This is a genomic window from Pandoraea anapnoica, from assembly GCF_902459765.1.
Classification (GTDB): Bacteria; Pseudomonadota; Gammaproteobacteria; order Burkholderiales; family Burkholderiaceae; genus Pandoraea; species Pandoraea anapnoica.
This window is the reverse complement of the sequence record NZ_CABPSP010000005.1, coordinates 232,708-248,525: the sequence shown is the minus strand read 5'-3', so window position 1 is coordinate 248,525 and position 15,818 is coordinate 232,708. Positions and strand designations below refer to the sequence as shown.

Here is a 15,818-nt window from a genome sequence, read left to right as displayed (position 1 = left end):
CCGGGCCTGAAGAACGGGCGTTCGCGCCCGTTTTTTTTGAGCGTGGTAGTTTCGCGCATCGCAAAGAGACGGCAGGACATGCATTTGCGAGCGGCACATGAGAGGCCGCATTGTCCCAACCTGATCGCCGCAGCCGGGGGGCTGAACGGCCGATCCTTTCGAGCGTAAATCCATGACGGGTGAATTCGAACACCGCAACCTATCCCTGTTGTTGCTGCAATCGCGTGAGGCGGTGATGGGCCTGTTCCGGCCGTTACTCAATTGCTACGACATCACGGAACAACAATGGCGTGTCATACGCGCCGTCAACGATAGCGAATCCGGGGAAATGGAGATCGGGCAGGTGGCGCGCGAGTGCTGCATTCTCAGTCCGAGCCTGTCGGGCATGCTCGAACGCATGGAGGCGTCGGGTCTGATCATGCGCCGTCGAGTGGCGGCAGACCAGCGTCGCGTGATGGTGTCGCTGACGCCGTCGAGCCGGGCGCTGTGCAAGAAGCTCGGCCCGCTGGTCGAGGAGCGCTACCGTTATCTGGAAGACAAAGTGGGACGCGACACGCTCGCCGAGATCTACCGGCTGATGGATGTCGTGCGCGAAGCCCTGCCGCCGGAGGTGCTGGCCGACGCGCCGTCGTTGCCGACCAAGCCCCGCCGTCGTCGAAAAACGGGTTGAGATGTCGTCATCTCAGTAGTCACCCGGGTTTTACCAATGCATAACGGTTTATACAATTCATAATTCGCTGCGCTGCGACACGGGGATCGTGCGGGGTGCGCCGAAGTTGAAGGGGAACGGGGTGGCAGCGCGCTGCACCGTGCATCACACCGGCTGTCTCGCCAGCCGGTTCAAGAAGTACTCAAACGAAGTGAGAGGAGCATGGATCTTTCGATTGCAGCCATCCTGGCGCAGGACGGCATCACCACGGGTGCGATTTATGCCTTGCTGGCATTGGCGCTCGTGTTGGTGTTCTCCGTCACCCGCGTCATCTTCATTCCGCAGGGCGAGTTCGTGTCGTATGGCGCGCTCACGCTCGCGGCTCTCCAGACCCAGAAGTTTCCGCTGACGAGCTGGCTGCTTGTGGCGATGGGCATCTGCACGTTCATTGTGGAGACGGCAAGCGTCTTGCGTCACAGTGAGCGGCGCAAGCTGGCAGGCCGCCTGGTGCCGGTGTTCGCGGGTAAATATCTCGTGTTCCCGATTGCCGTGTTCTTCGTGGTCAAGGCGATCTCGCCGATGACCTTGCCGATGCTCGTGCAAATTGCCGTCACGCTGTTGCTGGTTGTGCCGATGGGGCCGATGCTCTATCGCCTGGCTTATCAGCCGCTGGCGGAGGCGAGTACGCTGTTGCTGCTGATCGTCTCGGTCGGCGTGCACTTCGCGCTCACTGGCCTTGGGCTGGTGATGTTCGGTGCCGAGGGTTCGCGCACGCAGGCGTTCTCGGACGCGAGCTTCAACATTGGCTCGGTGATGGTGTCCGGACAGAGTCTGTGGGTGGTGGGCGTGTCGGTCGTGATGATTCTGGCGCTGTACTTCTACTTCGACCGTTCGCTGTCGGGCAAGGCACTGCGTGCGACGGCCGTGAACCGTCTGGGTGCGCGTCTGGTGGGTATCGGCACGGTGCAGGCTGGCCGGCTGGCGTTCACGCTGGCGGCGGTGCTGGGCGTGCTGTGCGGCATTCTGATTGCACCCATCACGACCATCTATTACGAATCTGGCTTCCTGATCGGCCTGAAGGGCTTCGTGGGCGCGATCATCGGCGGTCTGGTGAGTTACCCGGTCGCGGCGCTCGGCGCCATTCTCGTGGGCCTGCTGGAGTCGTATTCGTCGTTCTGGGCGAGTGCGTATAAGGAGGTCATCGTCTTCACGCTGATTCTTCCGGTGCTGCTGTGGCTGTCGCTCACGAGCAAGCACGTTGAAGAAGACGAGGAATAAGCCGGGGCGGACCACAGAATGAAAAACAAATACTTCCTGATTTTCCTGGTGCTGCTGGCGGTGTTGCCGGTACTGCCAGCGCCGGTGCGTTTGCCTGAATACTGGGTGACGCTGCTCAACTACATCGGCTTGTACAGCATTGTCGCCATCGGTCTCGTGTTGCTCACGGGCGTGGCGGGGATGACCTCGTTCGGACAGGCGGCGTTCGTCGGTCTGGGTGCCTATGCGACTGCGTATCTGACGACGGCTTACGGCGCATCGCCGTGGCTCGGTCTGATCGTCGGCGTGGCGATTACGGCGGGTGCGGCGCTGATCATCGGTGCGATCACGATGCGTCTGTCGGGCCACTTCCTGCCGCTGGGTACGATCGCTTGGGGTCTGGCGCTGTATTACCTGTTCGGCAACCTGGAGTTCCTGGGCAAGTACGACGGCCTGAACGACATTCCGACGATCAACCTGTTCGGTCTGGAGCTGGCGAGCGGGCGTCAGATGTACTACCTGATCTGGATCGTGGTTGTGCTGGCCGTGGTGTCGATCAAGAACCTGCTGGATTCGCGTCCGGGCCGTGCGATTCGCGCGCTCAAGGGGGGCGGCGTGATGGCCGAAGCGATGGGCGTGAACACGGCGTGGATGAAGGTGGTCGTGTTCGTCTACGCGGCGGTACTTGCTGCGATTTCGGGCTGGCTGTACGCGCACTTGCAGCGTGCCGTGAACCCGACGCCGTTCAACCTGAACCATGGCATCGAGTATCTGTTCATGGCGGTGGTCGGTGGCGTGTCCCACGTCTGGGGCGCAGTGCTTGGGGCTGCGATTCTGACGGTGCTCAAGGACTACCTGCAGAACATTCTGCCGGTGCTGCTGGGCGCGAACGGCAACTTCGAAACCATCGTCTTCGGCATCTTGCTGGTGCTGTTGCTGCAATATGCGCGCGATGGCGTGTGGCCGTTCTTCGGCAAGATATTTCCGGCGCGACGTGTCGCGAAAGCGCCTGAGCAGGCCGAGCCATTGGGACACCGTCCCAAGCCAGCGGTGGGTGAGGTAGTGCTCAAGCTTGAGAAGGCGCGCAAGGAGTTCGGCGGCCTGGTCGCGGTGAACGACGTGTCGTTCGAAGTGAAGGCGGGCGAGATCGTTGGCCTGATCGGTCCGAACGGTGCAGGCAAGTCGACGACGTTTAACCTGGTGACCGGTGTGTTGCAGGCGACGCGTGGCGAGATTTCGTTCCTCGGCGAGCGCATCGACCGTCTGCCGTCGCGTGAGATCGTCAAGCGCGGTATCGGCCGGACCTTCCAGCACGTGCGTTTGATGCCGCACATGAGCGTGCTTGAGAACGTCGCTATCGGGGCGTATCTGCGCGACAAGAACGGTCTGCGTCGTCGTCCGCAGGGTGGCGTGTGGTCGAGCGTGCTGCGTCTGGATCGTCACGAAGAAGCGATGCTGCTGCACGAAGCCAAGCAGCAGATCGAGCGTGTGGGCCTTGGGGCGCACATGTATGACGAGGCGGGCAGTCTGGCGCTGGGTCAGCAACGTATTCTGGAAATCGCGCGTGCTCTGGCGTGCGACCCGACGCTGCTGTTGCTCGACGAACCGGCCGCAGGCTTGCGCTACAAGGAAAAGCAGGCGTTGGGCGATCTGCTCAAGAAGCTCAAGGACGAGGGCATGAGCGTGTTGCTGGTCGAGCACGACATGGACTTCGTGATGAATCTGACCGATCACCTGGTGGTGATGGAGTTCGGCACCAAGATCGCCGAGGGGCTGCCGGAAGACGTGCAGAAGAACCCGGCGGTGCTCGAAGCGTACCTGGGAGGAGTGGAGTGATGGCCGACGCAATTCTGGAGGTCAAGGACCTCGCCGTCGCATACGGCAAAGTCGAGGCGGTGCATGGTGCGCATCTTCGGGTCGGGGCGGGGCAGATCGTCACCGTGATCGGACCGAACGGCGCGGGCAAGTCGTCGATGCTCAACGCGATCATGGGCGCGCTGCCGCACAATGGGTCGAGCAAGGGCAGCGTGGCTTATCTTGGTCAGGAGATGTCGGCGCTGACGATTGAAGCCCGTGTGTCACGCGGCATGTGTCTGGTGCCGGAGAAGCGCGAGCTGTTCTCGACGATGACCGTTGAGGACAATTTGCTGCTCGGCGCCTATCGTCGCAAGAAAGCAGGGGAGAAGAACTTCCTCGATCAGATGGAAGTGGTCTATGAGCTTTTCCCGCGTCTGAAGGAGCGTCGTGTGCAACAGGCGGGGACGCTGTCGGGCGGGGAGCGTCAGATGCTTGCGGTGGGCCGTGCGTTGATGGCGAAGCCGCAGTTGCTGATGCTGGACGAGCCCAGTCTGGGCCTGGCGCCGCTGATCGTGAAGGAAATCTTCCACATCATCAACGACTTGCGTAAGACAGGCGTTGCCACGCTGCTGATTGAGCAGAACGCACGCGCGGCGTTGCAGGTCGCCGATTACGCCTACGTGATCGAGACGGGCGAGCTGGCCCTTGAAGGGCCGGCGCAGGAGCTGGCCACCAATCCCAAGGTCATTGAGACGTATCTGGGGCTGGCTAAGAAGGCTGCCTGACAGTCGTTGGCTGTCGGTACTTAGACGTAGGTTGGAAGGCCCGCCAGTTTGGCGGGCCTTTTTCGTTTTTGGTAAGGGCGGTGGGGTGCTCGCTTTCGCCGGTGGCAATCCGAACGGTCGTTCGATAGAACTATCCGTCCCTAATTTTTTAGGCCGTCGCAGGGGCTGCGCGCCAAAGTATGGTAGGTCACTTATTCACAGTTGCTTGTGGATATGTGTGGGTAACTCAAATCTATGGCGCACCGCCGCAATAAGGGGTTGCGAGATTTTCTCGAAATTCTTGTGGAATTCGTTGTTGAGGTTATCCACAGAAAAGCAAATTCCTGCGGCGGATTTTTGTGTTTCGTTCGTGGATGTGGATAACGCAGATAAATGATCGCTGCTGAGACGACGGTGATGTTTGCTTTCAGCTTTGATTGGCTATTTTCGTTTCTTGGTTTCACGTGGAACGAGGGATGGGTTTGTGGTTGCTTTTCTTAACACCACATCCCGATATTACGGTGACGCTCTCTATTACTTCCGGGCAGTGGGGATCGACGGCACTCGGCTGTGCTCCACCTGAAAGTCGCTTCGCCAGAGTACCGTCGATCCCCACCCCTCAAATCTCCGAAACTTTCCTCGCGGTTCGACATTGTTCGGCTAAATGTGGCGAAGTGGGGTGACGCGTGGAGTTGGCTCCATATAAGTGGGATGCATGCTTTTTTGAAAACCATCGGATGCAAGCGCGGCGTTGTTCTCCGTGGCCTCCGGGCAGTGGGGATCGGGGGCACTCGACTGTGCTCCACTTGAAAGTCGCTTCGCCAGAGTGCCCCCGATCCCCACCACTCAAATGCCCTGATCATTCGCCGCCTACGGTTGTCGCTGACGCCAGCTCGGTCGGCGCAAGCTCCGCACTTCCGATCTTCATTTCGTGCTTGCCACCGTTAGACGAACCAGCCGGTGCTATGGCCGTGTCGCGCTCACAGGCTTCCGGGAAGTAGGGATTGGAGGCACTCGGCTGTGCTCCACCTGAAAGTCGCTTCGCCAGAGTGCCTCCAATCCCCACCCCTCAATTGTCCGACTCCACCCTGAGGTACGCATGCGAAGTCGGTTTCACGTGAAACAGTATTGCTTTGGATGCGAGATACCCGTTGTCTGGTTTTAACGCCACTGGGTGATGTCATGCATCAGCCAGCCCTCACAACTTGGAAGCGGGAGAGGGAAGAAGTGCCCGTTCAGCACAGAACCGGGAAGACCCAGGCGTTCGACGTGCCTATTCGTGAAGTGGAATTGGGCAGGGTTGTCCAAAGATCGAAGGTTTCCGCGGAGTGACGAGGTATGGCCCCGTGATCTATGCGATGACGCTTTCTCGACGTTTCACGTGAAACACCCCCGTGAGCTTGCCCGCGGACGAACACGACGGCAGTTCGCCGACACGCAGTCGGGACGTGTGAACGGTCCTCTCAGCACGGGAGGGAAGGGTCGTTCGAGGATCGGCAATTCGGCAATTCGGCAATTCGGCAATTCGGCAATTCGGCAAGCGGGGAAGGGTAGGCCTGAGATATGTCGGCAACCAACACCCCAATGTTTCACGTGAAACCGACACCGTCAGTTCTAAGCTCGGGCTGCCCTGGGCAATTGAGTGGTGGGGAGCGGGGGTACTCTGGCGAAGCGACTTTCAAGTGGAGCACAGCCGAGTGCCTCCGATCCCCACTGCCCGGATGCTTGTGAGAACGACACGATGTTGGCACCGAGTGCATTTGGCTTGCCGCGACGTAACACTCATGTGGAAGAGTTCCGCGAGTGTCCCGTGAGTTTTTCGACGAATCGAAGTTCTTCGGAGTGGTGCGCGTCATGCCTGCACGAACCGCTTCAACGTTTCACGTGAAACAGATATCACAGCCATTCCATGGGCGGCTGGCCCTGTGCGATTGAGTGGTGGGGATTGTGGGGCACTCTGGCGAAGCGACTTTCAAGTGAAGCACAGCCGAGTGTCCCCGATCTCCACCGCCAGGATGTTTATGAGTACGGCGGAGTGCTCGCACAGAAGGGTTTTCGCCGGAAGGTGGGAAGGCACTATCCAACGTGTACGGCAAAAACTCATGCGAACGTCATTCGAGACGCCCTCCGAAAGACGGTCGATGCCACGCCCAAGCATCAAAAAACATCAACGTTCCACGTGAAACATCCAACAAAACTACCACTTTCCCCTGACGTTCCACGTGAAACACGAGTGCAGTTACAAATGATGCATCGCAATACCGCTATAATTCCGCAATTACCGAATCCAGAGAGTTTGCCGTCAGCGGCAATATTGCGATGCTTTATCCGACCGAGTTTGACGTGATCGTGGTGGGTGGCGGCCATGCCGGTACCGAGGCTGCGCTCGCCTCGGCCCGCATGGGCTGTAAGACACTTCTGCTCACCCACAATATCGAGACGCTCGGCCAGATGAGCTGCAATCCCTCCATCGGTGGGATCGGCAAAGGCCACCTCGTCAAAGAGGTGGATGCGCTGGGCGGCGCCATGGCTGCCGCTACCGACGAGGGTGGGATTCAGTTTCGTATCCTGAATTCGTCCAAAGGTCCCGCTGTCCGTGCGACTCGCGCTCAGGCCGACCGGCTTCTCTACAAGCAAGCCATCCGTCATCGCCTTGAGAATCAGCCGAATTTATGGCTCTTCCAACAAGCCGTGGAAGATCTTATTGTCGAAGGCGACCGTGTTGTCGGAGCAATCACGCAGGTCGGACTGCGCTTCCGTGCCCGTGCTGTGGTGCTCACCGCCGGGACTTTCCTCGACGGCAAGATTCACGTCGGACTGAATAACTATGTCGGCGGCCGTGCAGGTGATCCTGCTGCCATTAGCCTTTCCGCGCGTCTGAAAGAGTTGAAGTTGCCGCAAGGTCGGTTGAAGACGGGTACGCCGCCGCGTATTGACGGGCGGTCCATCGATTTCTCCGTCCTCGAAGAACAGCCGGGTGACCTGGATCCGGTGCCGGTTTTCTCGTTCCTCGGACGCCCCGAACAGCACCCGCGCCAAGTGCCGTGCTGGGTTACGCACACCAACGAACGGACACACGACATCATCCGTGGCGGCCTGGACCGCTCGCCGATGTACACGGGCGTCATCGAAGGCGTGGGGCCGCGCTATTGCCCATCCATCGAAGATAAGATCCATCGCTTTGCCGATAAGACGTCCCATCAGATCTATCTCGAACCAGAAGGTCTGACGACCAACGAGTACTACCCGAACGGAATCTCCACCAGCCTGCCTTTCGATGTGCAGCTGGAACTCGTCCGCTCGATGAAGGGGATGGAGAACGCCTATATTCTGCGTCCCGGCTACGCCATCGAGTACGACTACTTCGATCCGCGCGGTCTGCGCAGTTCGCTGGAAACCCGCGTGATTTCGGGGTTGTTCTTTGCCGGACAGATCAATGGAACGACCGGCTACGAAGAAGCCGCCGCACAGGGGCTGCTCGCCGGTATCAACGCCGCACTGCAAGTGCAGGGCCGTGAAGCTTGGTGCCCGCGTCGCGATCAGGCTTACCTTGGTGTGTTGGTCGACGACCTGATCACTCGCGGTGTTTCTGAGCCGTATCGTATGTTCACCAGCCGCGCGGAATATCGCCTGTCGCTGCGTGAAGACAACGCGGATATGCGTCTGACGGAAGTGGGCCGTGAATTGGGCGTTGTCGACGATATTCGTTGGGAAGCGTTCTGCCGCAAGCGCGATGCTGTTTCACGTGAAACAGAACGTCTCAAATCGACGTGGGTAAATCCGAAGACGTTCCCGGCGGAAGATGCGGTGCCGTTGCTTGGTAAAGCGATCGATCACGAGTACTCGCTGGCGGACCTGCTGCGTCGCCCGGAAGTCGGGTACGACGCGCTCATGGCAGTGCAGGGCGGTCGTCTCGCCCCTGAGGCTGCGCTGTCGGATGACGTGCTGCAAGCGAATCAGATCCGCGAGCAGATCGAGATTGCGGTCAAGTATCAGGGTTACATCGACCGTCAGGCCGACGAGATCGTGCGCAAGGAAGCGAACGAGAACACGGTGCTGCCCGCCAGCATCGATTACAACGACGTTCGCGGGCTGTCGATCGAGGTGCGTCAGAAGCTGAACGCACAACGACCGGAAACGTTGGGGCAGGCTTCGCGCATCTCCGGTGTGACGCCCGCTGCGATCTCGCTGTTGATGATCCACCTGAAGAAAGGGCTCGGACGCCGTCGTGCTTCAGGGGAGGTGGGGGAGGCGGCTGCCGACGCGAATGTCGCTGCCGATGGCGACTCCGGCGGTCAGCACGCTGCCTGACACGGAGACCCCATGACTGCTCCGCGTAATGCCGCACAAGGCGGCAACGAACTTGCTGCTTTGTTGGCTGACGGCATCGAACAACTCGGTCTGACGATCGGTACTGAACAACAGGCACGCCTGCTCGACTATCAGATGCTGCTGGCGAAGTGGAACGCTTCGCTGCAAATGACCTCCATCCGCGACCCGCGACAGATGGTCGTCAAGCATCTGCTCGATTCGCTCTCGATTCTGCCGCGACTGGATCGCGAGCCGATTTCACGTGTGCTGGACGTCGGTTCGGGCGGTGGTCTGCCCGGTGTGGTGCTGGCGATTGTGCGTCCGGACTGGCAGGTGACGGTAAACGACATCGTCCATAAGAAGACTGCCTTTCTGACGCAGGCCCGTGCCACGTTCAAGCTGACCAATCTGACGGTCGTGACGGGCCGGGTGGAGTCGCTCGTCGTCGGCAAAGAAGTGCCCGCACCGTTCGATGCCATCGTCTCGCGTGCCTTCGCCGAATTGAACGACTTCGTCACGCTCGGTCGCAACTTGCTGGCCCCCGGTGGTAGCTTCTGGGCGATGAAGGGCGTCGCAGCCGAAAGCGAACTGGCGTTGCTCGACGGCTGCGAGCTGATCGAACGGCTGGCGCTGAAAGTGCCATTTCTCGACGCCGAGCGTCATTTGCTCCGCGTGAAGGTGACGGCATGACCCGCATGACACGTTGGACCGGTGCTGTGATGGTCGGCTTGTCGGTGGTGGCTGCCGTGGCCTGGGCACAATCCGGGCAGGAATCGCTCACGACGCGCGTGCGTCCCGTGCAAAAGATCGATAAGGCGCGCTATGTCGGCACCTGGTACGAAATAGCACGCTATCCGAATTTCTTCGAGCGAAAATGTGTGTCGGATGTGACCGCTGAATACGTGGCGCGTCCGGACGGCAAGATCGAAGTCACCAACAAGTGTCGTAAGGAAGATGGCACCTGGGCGAGCGATACCGGTCTGGCACGCACCGACGGGCAGGGCACCGGCACCGCACGCTTCAAAGTGACGTTCGCGCCGGACTGGTTGCGCTGGATTCCCTGGCTTTGGGCCAACTACTGGGTTATCGTGCTCGACGGTGACTATCAGTATGCCGCTGTCGGAGAGCCGGGCCGCGAGTATCTCTGGATCCTCTCGCGCTCGCCGAAGATCGACGACGACACGCTGAATCAAATGCGTGCCCAGTTGCGCAAGCAGGGCTACGACACCGACAAACTGGTGTTGACGCCGCAAAAGGCCAGCGCCCCTTAAGCCCTTCGCACCTAGGGCACAAGGTGCTTGCCTCTCTGGCGTCGGCCGACTTGCGGCGAATCCGCTGCGTCAGGCAATAACTGAGCTTTGCTCAGATAATCGAATTAGCGGGATGCATCCGCGACGGGCAGCATGAAGCGTTCGCGCCCGGACTTGCATCCCGGCACCATCTGCATCAATCGCATCAACACGGCAGCAATCGGAGGACTACATCGGCATGGCGAAAATATTCTGCGTGGCCAATCAGAAGGGCGGCGTCGGCAAGACGACCACCACGGTGAACCTCGCCGCCGGACTGGCGTCGCACGGGCAGCGTGTCTTGTTGGTCGATCTTGACCCTCAGGGCAACGCGACGATGGGCAGCGGCATCGACAAGGCCGCCCTCGAGACGAGTATCTATGAAGTGCTGGTCGACGGCATCGACGTGAGCACGAGCTGCCAGCGTTCGGAGTCCGGCAATTACGATGTGGTGCCTGCGAACCGTGAACTGGCGGGTGCCGACGTGGAACTCGTCTCGCTGGAAAATCGCGATACGCGTCTGAAGCAGGCGCTGGCGAAGGTCGACGATGCCTACGATTTCGTCCTCATCGACTGCCCGCCGACCCTCTCGCTGCTCACGCTCAACGGCCTGTGCGCTGCGCACGGCGTGATCATTCCAATGCAGTGCGAATATTTCGCGCTCGAAGGGCTGTCCGATCTCGTCAACACGATCAAGCAGGTGCACGCAAATCTGAACCGCGACCTGAAGGTGATCGGCCTTTTGCGCGTAATGTTCGATCCGCGCATCACGCTTCAGCAACAAGTCTCGGAGCAGCTCAAGGAGCACTTCGGCGACAAGGTTTTCAACGCGATCATCCCGCGCAATGTGCGACTCGCCGAAGCGCCGAGTTACGGTATGCCGGGCGTCGTCTTCGATCCCGCTTCGCGTGGCGCGAAGGCGTATCTGCAATTCGGCGCGGAAATGATCGCGCGCATTCAAACTATGTAAGGCGCATTCGCGCAGGAACGCATTGTCATGGCGACCAAGACCAACGCACTGAAAAAAAAGGGCCTGGGCCGCGGCCTCGAAGCGCTGCTGGGCGCTCACGCCGATAACCACAACGGCGCGACCGAGGCGAGTGCCGAAGGCGCGCCGTCGGTGATGGCGCTCGATCGCCTTCAGGCGGGTAAGTATCAACCGCGTACACGCATGGATGAAGGCGCGCTGCAGGAACTCGCCGCGAGCATTCGCGCGCAAGGTCTGATGCAGCCGATTCTGGTGCGTCGTGTCGATGGTGAGAAGTACGAAATTATTGCGGGCGAGCGACGTTTTCGCGCTGCACGTCTTGCAGGCCTTTCCGAAGTGCCGGTGCTCGTGCGCGATGTCCCCGATGAAGCCGCCGCCGCGATGGCGCTCATCGAGAACATTCAACGCGAAGATCTGAATCCGCTCGAAGAAGCGCAGGGCATTCAACGTCTGCTCGGCGAATTCAATTACACGCACGAGCAAGCCGCCGAATCGCTCGGACGTTCGCGCAGCGCAGTGTCGAACCTGCTGCGTCTGCTGAACCTGGCGAATCCCGTGCAGACGATGCTGCTCGCTGGCGATCTCGACATGGGCCATGCGCGCGCGCTGCTCGCCGTCGACGCGGCCACGCAGATCACGCTCGCCAACCAGGTGGTGAACAAGCGTCTGTCGGTGCGCGACACAGAACGCATCGTGAACGCATCGCTCAAGCCGCAGGGTGACGGCATTCGTCGCCGCTCGGCGGAAGAGGGCGGTCGCGATGTGACGCGTCTCGAAGAGGAGCTCTCGGATCTGCTCGCGTCGAACGTCAAGATCAAGGTCGGCCGTAAAGGGGCCGGTCAGCTGACGATCGAGTTCGGCAGTCTCGATGCGCTCGACGGTATCCTCGCGCGCATTCGCGCCGAGTAATTTCGGTATCCTGATTATCATCTCGTGAGCGATCCGGCCGATGATCCGCTAGAGGCGTCGGAGGGGGCGTCGCAGAGGGCGTCGAATGCGGCGACGCACCCGCGTGTCGTATCGGGTGTCATGCGGATCAAGCACGTTTTGCGTGCGACGCTTGAGCGCGTGCGCAGCGATCGCGTACTGCTCATCCTGCTGATCGCTTTCGTCATCCTTCAGATCGCGAAGCCCGCAAGCGCTGGTGAGCTGTTCGTGCGCATCGACCAGCACACGATTCTGACGCTCGCCGGTTTGCTGATGCTCACGCGGGCCATCGATCAGAGCGGGTTTCTCGATTGGCTCGCACAACGATTGCTGCGCGCGTTTCGCACCGAACGTCGTCTTGCGCTGTTGATGGTCACGTTCGCCGCAGCACTCTCGACGCTGTTGACCAACGACGTCGCGCTCTTCGCCGTGGTGCCGCTCGCGCAGTCGCTCGCACGGATCGCCCCCGTGCGCATCGAGCGACTGATCATTTTCCTCGCGCTGGCCGTCAACGCCGGTTCAAGTCTCACGCCGCTCGGCAACCCGCAGAACCTCTTCCTCTGGCAACACAGCGGTATGGGCTTCGGCGCCTACGTCGTCATGATGACGCCCGTGACGCTAGGGCTCATGGCCCTGTTGCTCGTCGTTTGTGCCTTCGCCTTCGATTCGCGCGCGCTGCATTTTCAGCGACGTGGTCCCGCCCACGATGTGCGCTGGCCATTGCTGTGGATCGCTCTCGCGTTATTCGTCGCTTTCGTGGCGATGGCCGATCACGGATTCGCCGCCTGGGCATGCGCGGGCGTTGCGGCGGTGCTGCTGATCGCGCGTCGCAACGCCGTGCTGGGCATCGACTGGCTGCTGCTGGCGATCTTCGTGCTGATGTTCGTGGTGCTGCGCGGCGTCGCTGGTCTGCCGGACGTGCGTGCGGTGCTCGGGCATTTCGATTTCACTGGCAATGCGATGGCCTACGGTGGGGCGGCGGTGTTGTCACAATTCATCAGCAACGTGCCTGCAGCGATTCTGCTCGCCGAATACACGCAGAACTGGCCAGCGCTGGCCCACGGGGTTGCGGTCGGCGGTTTCGGGCTCGCTGTGGGGTCGCTGGCGAACCTGATTGCATTGCGCATGGCGAAATCGCAGAAGATCTGGTGGCACTTTCATTACCTTTCGATACCGTTTTATCTGGCAGCACTGCTTATCGGCTTTGTTGCTCTGAAATGGGTTTGAACGCGCACGGAACGTAGCCTAGTTGCGGGGAATGTGCGGTGTTTGCGCGTAATGTCGCGCTGCACCATGAGGAAAATTGCACTCCGTGAGAGTTGCCGCCAAATCGAAGCATGCACTGTGCAGTTTCGGCGAATTTGTTGCGCGTTTAGATTGACTGGCCTTCGTAATTTCCCGTAAAATCTCGCGGGTTTAACTGCTTGAAGAGCCCATTCGTTTGCACGAGTCGGGCGGGGAGGCTACGAGATGACCGATCAAAACCGGTCGAACTTGGAACCGAAACCGCAAGCGCCGGCGCATGCAACAGAGGCTTGGGACGACGAGCAGGAGCAAGAGACTATCGTTCCGCTCACGCGTGCGCAGGCCGAGCGCCTGTTCGGTCCCGATGTGGGGCGCGCATCCCGTGTGACTCCATTCAGGGTGGTGGGAGCCCAGGTGCTGTTGTCGCTGATAGCGACACTGGCCTGGTGGTTGCTCTCGGCATCGCCACGAGACGCGGCGGTGTCTGCATGGCTGGGCGGAATGATTGGATGGATACCGGGCGCATTGTTTGCGCTGCGGTTAAGAATGTCAGGTGATCGCCTCTCCGTCGGTTCGTTAGTGATGGGGGAAGCGGTCAAGGTAGTAACGACGATCGCGTTGTTGGTGGCAGTAGCGTTCGGTTACCCCGATGTGCATTGGGTAGCGTTCCTGGTCACCTTCGTGCTGACGCTCAAAGCCTATTGGCTGGCGATGGCACTGAAGTAGCGGTGAAAAACCGCTCACGCGTCGACACGCTACCGTGTGCGGATTTTCATAATTGGGTGTTTGATCGCTATGTCAGTAGAAGCCGGCCACGCTCCGAACCCGTCGGAGTACATTTCGCACCACCTGCAGAACCTTGCGAGCTCGACTCAGACTAGCATCGTCGATTTCTCGATCATCAACTGGGACACCATGTTCTGGTCGATCGCGATGGGTGTTCTGGGTTGCTTCATTCTGTGGTTGGCAGCCCGTAAGGCAACCTCGGGCGTGCCGGGCCGTTTCCAGGCTGCGGTCGAAATGCTCGTCGAAATGGTCGAAGACCAGTCGAAGAGCATCGTGCACGGCAATCGTGCCTTCATCGCGCCGCTCGCGCTGACCGTGTTCGTCTGGGTCGCGCTCATGAACTCGCTGGACTTGCTGCCGGTCGATCTGCCGTCGAAGGTGATCGGCTGGGTCGGTCTGGGTTCCATCATCACGCATCACCGCATCGTTCCGACGGCCGACCTTAACGGCACGCTCGGTATCTCGGTCGGCGTGCTCATTCTGATGCTGTTCTACAGCTTCAAGATCAAGGGCGCCGGCGGCTTCATGCACGAGCTGTTCACTGCACCGTTCGGTAACCACTTCCTCCTGTGGATCCCGAACCTGCTGCTCAACATCATCGAATTCTGTGCCAAGACCGTGTCGCTCGGCATGCGACTGTTCGGCAATATGTACGCCGGCGAACTGGTGTTCCTGCTGATCGCTCTGTTGGGCGGTATCTGGAGCTTTGGCGCAGATGCGTCGGTGCTGGGTTTTGTCGGTCACATCATTGCCGGCACCGCATGGGCGATTTTCCACATCCTGATCGTGTTGCTCCAGGCGTTCATCATGATGATGTTGACGTTGGTGTATATCGGCCAGGCGCACGACCATCACTGATCGGTCGATGCGGTAGTTACGAGTTTTCCAAGTTTAGTTTTTCAAATTTTCAAGTTTTAAGTCTCTATCCATAAGGAGTAATCATGCAAGCTTTCATCGCCAACATCCAGGGTCTGACCGCTATCGGTATCGGTATCATCATCGGTCTGGGTGCTATCGGTGCCTGCCTGGGTATCGCACTGATGGGCGGCAAGTACATCGAAGCATGCGCACGTCAGCCTGAACTGATGAACCCGCTGCAAACGAAGATGTTCCTGCTGGCCGGCCTGATCGACGCTGCATTCCTGATCGGCGTGGGCGTTGCCATGCTGTTCGCCTTCGCGAACCCGCTGCTGTCGAAGCTCGCTTAAGTTACTTTCGGCCGGTCGCGCATGACCCGCGCGGCCAACTGGACATGAACGGCGCGCCCAAGCCAGCAGGCATAATGGGGCGCGCTGTTTTGCCAATCGATTCGCATCACCGAAAGGAAACACCGTGAACATTAACGCAACTCTGTTCGCGCAAACCGTCGTGTTTCTGATCCTGGCGTGGTTCACGATGAAGTTCGTGTGGCCGCCGCTGATCAAGGCTATCGACGAACGCGCGAAGAAAATCGCTGACGGTCTGGCCGCTGCCGATAAGGGCAAGGCTGAACTGGAAGCCGCCAACAAGCGCTCCACGCAAGCCCTCGCGGAAGCCCGCGACGAAGGCGCGAAGCGTATTGCCGACGCCGAGAAGCGCGCTCAGGCCGTGGCCGAAGAGATCAAGACGCAGGCGCAAGCCGAAGCGGCTCGTATCATCGCCAACGCCAAAGCAGAAGCCGAGAATCAGGCCGTCAAGGTCCGTGAATCGCTGCGCGAAGACGTGGCTGGTCTGGCAGTGAAGGGCGCCGAGCAGATCCTGAAGCGTGAAGTCGACGCCAAGGCACACGCCGACCTGCTGAACCAACTCAAGGCAGAGCTCTGATC

At 60.0% G+C, this 15,818-nt stretch carries 14 protein-coding genes; all 14 read left to right on the top strand.

Annotation, left to right across the window (positions count from 1 at the left end):
* Positions 1-172: 172 nt before the first annotated feature.
* Positions 173-670, top strand: coding sequence for a homoprotocatechuate degradation operon regulator HpaR (gene hpaR, locus PAN31117_RS11090; RefSeq protein WP_039394138.1), 498 nt, complete (start codon positions 173-175; stop codon positions 668-670).
* Positions 671-871: 201 nt separating this feature from the next.
* Positions 872-1,927 (top strand): branched-chain amino acid ABC transporter permease, encoded by a 1,056-nt coding sequence (locus PAN31117_RS11085; protein ID WP_150738216.1) that lies wholly within the window; start codon positions 872-874, stop codon positions 1,925-1,927.
* Positions 1,928-1,945: 18 nt separating this feature from the next.
* Positions 1,946-3,742 (top strand): branched-chain amino acid ABC transporter ATP-binding protein/permease, encoded by a 1,797-nt coding sequence (locus PAN31117_RS11080; protein ID WP_150660744.1) that lies wholly within the window; start codon positions 1,946-1,948, stop codon positions 3,740-3,742.
* Entirely contained in the window at positions 3,742-4,488 is a 747-nt protein-coding gene (locus PAN31117_RS11075) for an ABC transporter ATP-binding protein (protein ID WP_046290218.1), read from the top strand. The genes PAN31117_RS11080 and PAN31117_RS11075 overlap by 1 nt, the downstream gene beginning before the upstream one ends.
* A 2,298-nt stretch (positions 4,489-6,786) precedes the next feature.
* Positions 6,787-8,778 carry a tRNA uridine-5-carboxymethylaminomethyl(34) synthesis enzyme MnmG gene (gene mnmG / locus PAN31117_RS11070; protein ID WP_150738215.1) on the top strand — a complete coding sequence of 664 codons (1,992 nt, stop codon included), beginning with the start codon at positions 6,787-6,789 and terminating at the stop codon, positions 8,776-8,778.
* 12 nt (positions 8,779-8,790) lie between these two features.
* Complete coding sequence (gene rsmG / locus PAN31117_RS11065) at positions 8,791-9,468, top strand: 16S rRNA (guanine(527)-N(7))-methyltransferase RsmG (RefSeq protein ID WP_150738214.1); 678 nt, start codon at positions 8,791-8,793, stop codon at positions 9,466-9,468.
* Positions 9,469-9,473: 5 nt separating this feature from the next.
* Positions 9,474-10,049: a lipocalin family protein gene (locus tag PAN31117_RS11060; RefSeq protein ID WP_246189030.1), complete on the top strand. Its 576-nt coding sequence runs from the start codon at positions 9,474-9,476 to the stop codon at positions 10,047-10,049.
* 217 nt (positions 10,050-10,266) lie between these two features.
* Positions 10,267-11,037 (top strand): ParA family protein, encoded by a 771-nt coding sequence (locus PAN31117_RS11055; protein WP_046290214.1) that lies wholly within the window; start codon positions 10,267-10,269, stop codon positions 11,035-11,037.
* Positions 11,038-11,064: 27 nt separating this feature from the next.
* A complete protein-coding gene (locus PAN31117_RS11050; RefSeq protein ID WP_150663696.1) occupies positions 11,065-11,964 on the top strand; it encodes a ParB/RepB/Spo0J family partition protein in 900 nt (299 codons plus the stop codon).
* 120 nt (positions 11,965-12,084) lie between these two features.
* Positions 12,085-13,209: an SLC13 family permease gene (locus tag PAN31117_RS11045; RefSeq protein ID WP_150738294.1), complete on the top strand. Its 1,125-nt coding sequence runs from the start codon at positions 12,085-12,087 to the stop codon at positions 13,207-13,209.
* Between the two features lie 243 nt (positions 13,210-13,452).
* Positions 13,453-13,953, top strand: a complete 501-nt coding sequence (locus PAN31117_RS11040; protein ID WP_150738212.1) for an ATP synthase subunit I — start codon at positions 13,453-13,455, stop codon at positions 13,951-13,953.
* Between the two features lie 69 nt (positions 13,954-14,022).
* Positions 14,023-14,871, top strand: coding sequence for a F0F1 ATP synthase subunit A (atpB, locus tag PAN31117_RS11035; RefSeq protein ID WP_150738211.1), 849 nt, complete (start codon positions 14,023-14,025; stop codon positions 14,869-14,871).
* An 83-nt stretch (positions 14,872-14,954) separates the two neighbouring features.
* A complete protein-coding gene (atpE, locus tag PAN31117_RS11030) occupies positions 14,955-15,221 on the top strand; it encodes a F0F1 ATP synthase subunit C (RefSeq protein ID WP_010807762.1) in 267 nt (88 codons plus the stop codon).
* A 124-nt stretch (positions 15,222-15,345) separates the two neighbouring features.
* Entirely contained in the window at positions 15,346-15,816 is a 471-nt protein-coding gene (locus PAN31117_RS11025; RefSeq protein ID WP_039394107.1) for a F0F1 ATP synthase subunit B, read from the top strand.
* Positions 15,817-15,818 lie beyond the last annotated feature (2 nt).